The organism is Alphaproteobacteria bacterium (assembly GCA_019695395.1).
In the GTDB taxonomy this organism is placed as follows: domain Bacteria; phylum Pseudomonadota; class Alphaproteobacteria; order JAEUKQ01; family JAIBAD01; genus JAIBAD01.
In genome coordinates this window covers 1-2733 of the sequence record JAIBAD010000080.1, presented here as the reverse complement: position 1 = coordinate 2733, position 2733 = coordinate 1, and the positions used below count along the sequence as shown (strand labels likewise).

The 2733-nt window shown below is 37.0% G+C and carries 4 protein-coding genes and 1 tRNA gene; all 5 read right to left on the bottom strand.

Annotated elements, in window-relative coordinates:
* Positions 1-888: NADH-quinone oxidoreductase subunit D (locus tag K1X44_09055; GenBank protein MBX7147432.1), on the bottom strand; the 888-nt coding region annotated here is incomplete at its 3' end.
* A complete protein-coding gene (locus K1X44_09050; protein MBX7147431.1) occupies positions 888-1517 on the bottom strand; it encodes an NADH-quinone oxidoreductase subunit C in 630 nt (209 codons plus the stop codon). The genes K1X44_09050 and K1X44_09055, both read right to left, overlap by 1 nt.
* A gap of 13 nt (positions 1518-1530) precedes the next feature.
* A complete protein-coding gene (locus K1X44_09045) occupies positions 1531-2004 on the bottom strand; it encodes an NADH-quinone oxidoreductase subunit B (protein MBX7147430.1) in 474 nt (157 codons plus the stop codon).
* 71 nt (positions 2005-2075) lie between these two features.
* A complete protein-coding gene (gene ndhC / locus K1X44_09040) occupies positions 2076-2441 on the bottom strand; it encodes an NADH-quinone oxidoreductase subunit A (GenBank protein MBX7147429.1) in 366 nt (121 codons plus the stop codon).
* 75 nt (positions 2442-2516) lie between these two features.
* Positions 2517-2593: transfer RNA gene (locus K1X44_09035), tRNA-Asp, on the bottom strand.
* Positions 2594-2733 lie beyond the last annotated feature (140 nt).

Genomic DNA, 2733 nt, shown 5'->3' with positions numbered 1-2733 from the left:
TTTTGGTTGGGTAATTTTTCTATCATCCGAACAAAATGGTCCATCTTGCATTTCTTTTATACATTGATTGATAATAAGTAAAGATTGACGCATTTCTTCAACCCTAACCAAATAACGATCATAACAATCCCCTGTTTTACCAATAGGAATATCAAAATTCATTTTATCATAAACCATATAGGGTTGGGATTTACGCAAATCCCAAGCCATACCCGAAGAACGCAACATGGGTCCCGTAAATCCCCAGGCCAGCGCATCTTCTTTAGAGACAATCCCAATATCTACTAACCTCTGTTTAAAGATACGATTTTCGGTCAATAAATTTTCTATATCATCAATAATTTTTGGGAATTTTTCTGCCCATACCGCAATATCAGATAAAAGCTTTGGTGGCAAATCTTGGTGTACCCCACCCGGTCTATAATAATTTGCATGCAATCTTGCCCCACTAGCTCTCTCATAAAATTCCATTAATAATTCCCGTTGTTCAAAGGCCCATAACATAGGTGTTATAGCACCTACATCCATTGCATAAGCAGGTATATTTAAGAGATGATTAAGAATGCGGGTAATTTCATCAAAAAGAACACGTATATATTGACCGCGTAGGGGAACTTCTAGGTTAAGAAGTTGTTCAATTGCCAAAACAAACGCATGTTCTTGACAAAGAGGGGATACATAATCAAGACGATCAAAATAAGGAATAGCTTGAAGATAGGTTTTATATTCAATAAGTTTTTCTGTACCCCGGTGCAACAGGCCAATATGGGGATCAATACGTTGAACAACCTCCCCATCCATTTCAACAATCATACGTAGCACACCGTGGGCCGCAGGGTGCTGGGGACCAAAATTAATCGTTAAAGGTTTTATAACAGTTTCACCCATCAATTTTGATCCTTTTTATTATTGGATTTATTATCTGATATGTGCAATATACCTTCCCATGGGCTTTCAAAATCAAAGGTGCGAAATTCTTGGGGCAATTTAACAGGTTCATAAATCACCCGTTTTTGTTCTTCATCATAACGGACTTCAACATACCCTGTTAGTGGAAAATCTTTACGTAAAGGATGTCCTTCAAACCCGTAATCTGTTAAAATACGTCGAAGATCTGGATGATCATTAAAGTAAATACCATATAAATCCCACACTTCACGTTCGTACCATCCGGCATTTGGGAATAAAGAAATAAGAGATGGTAAAGGCATTTGATCATTAGTTTTAATCTTAATACGAATACGGCAATTATGTTTTAAACTTAAAAAATGATAAATGACCTCAAATCTTTGGGGAGCACGCGTAGGATAATCCACCCCACAAATATCAATAAGCTGTTTGCAGTAAAAATTTTCATCATCTCGTAAAAAAGTTGCAATTTTCAAAAGATCATCTGCCTTTATCTCTATAACAAGATGATTAATGTTTAACGATGATGACACAAGATCTGCACCAAATTTATGTTGGAGCACATGATTCAAATTTTCTAAAGCTGATGTTATTGGCCAAACTGACATAATGCTATTAAAGTTATATTCTACTAATTGTTGTGGTGCGTTTTATCTTTTTTTGTAATTGTAAAATACCGTACACTAAAGCTTCAGCCGTGGGTGGGCATCCTGGTACATAAATATCCACAGGCACAATGCGGTCACATCCGCGTACCACGGAATAAGAATAATGGTAATATCCACCCCCATTTGCACAAGACCCCATAGATATCACCCATCGGGGTTCAGCCATTTGGTCATACACCTTACGTAATGCAGGGGCCATTTTATTTGTTAATGTGCCAGCTACAATCATAACGTCTGATTGACGTGGGCTTCCCCGTGGGACAACCCCAAAACGATCAAGATCATAGCGCGGCATGTAAGCATGAATCATTTCCACAGCACAACAAGCCAATCCAAATGTCATCGGCCATAATGATCCTGTACGTGCCCAATTAATTAAATTATCTAGTTGGGTTACAAAAAATCCTTTATCAACCGCCTCTTTGATAACATCTTTTAGAAGTGTATCAGGGTTAACAAAACTATCCTCCAAAGATTGGGGGGATATAGAAGATTGTTTTAATCCCATTCTAACGCACCTTTTTTCCATTCATAAATAAAGCCAATTGTAAGGAGTAATAAGAAAAACATCATAGATAAAAATCCAAATTCACCAATTTGTCGCAAGGATACAGCCCAAGGGAATAAAAAAGCTACCTCTAAATCAAATATAATAAAAAGAATAGAAACAAGGTAAAAGCGAATATCAAATTGGCGTCTTGCATCATCAAAAGCATCAAAACCACATTCATAGGGGCTTAATTTTTCGCTATCAGGATTTTGTTTAGCAATAATAAAAGAAGCGATTAACGCAAAACTTGCTATAATAGAGGCGATAACCATAAATAAAAAAATGGGAAAATAATCTAATGCTAAAGAATTCATGATAATTGCTAACTCCAGCTCAAGTTTATGCCCATTTACGCTTTATTTGCAAATGTAATTTAATTTGAAATTAAGTGGCGGGAGTGACGGGACTTGAACCCGCGGCCTCCGGCGTGACAGGCCGGCGCTCTAACCAGCTGAGCTACACCCCCTTTTGGTTAAAACATAAAAGCAACAAATGATTCACTATTTTCTTAAGACAACTTTATTAAAACTAATGAACGACCTTTATATCTTGTGTGTTACTCCTAGCGCATGTCAGCCCTTTTTGTCAAGTTATGGTCGTATAATT

Bases quoted from the DNA above. Each gene is read 5' to 3' on its own strand.
- K1X44_09050 (MBX7147431.1), bottom strand. From the start codon at position 1,517: ATGTCAGTTTGGCCAATAACATCAGCTTTAGAAAATTTGAATCATGTG.
- ndhC (MBX7147429.1), bottom strand. From the start codon at position 2,441: ATGAATTCTTTAGCATTAGATTATTTTCCCATTTTTTTATTTATGGTT.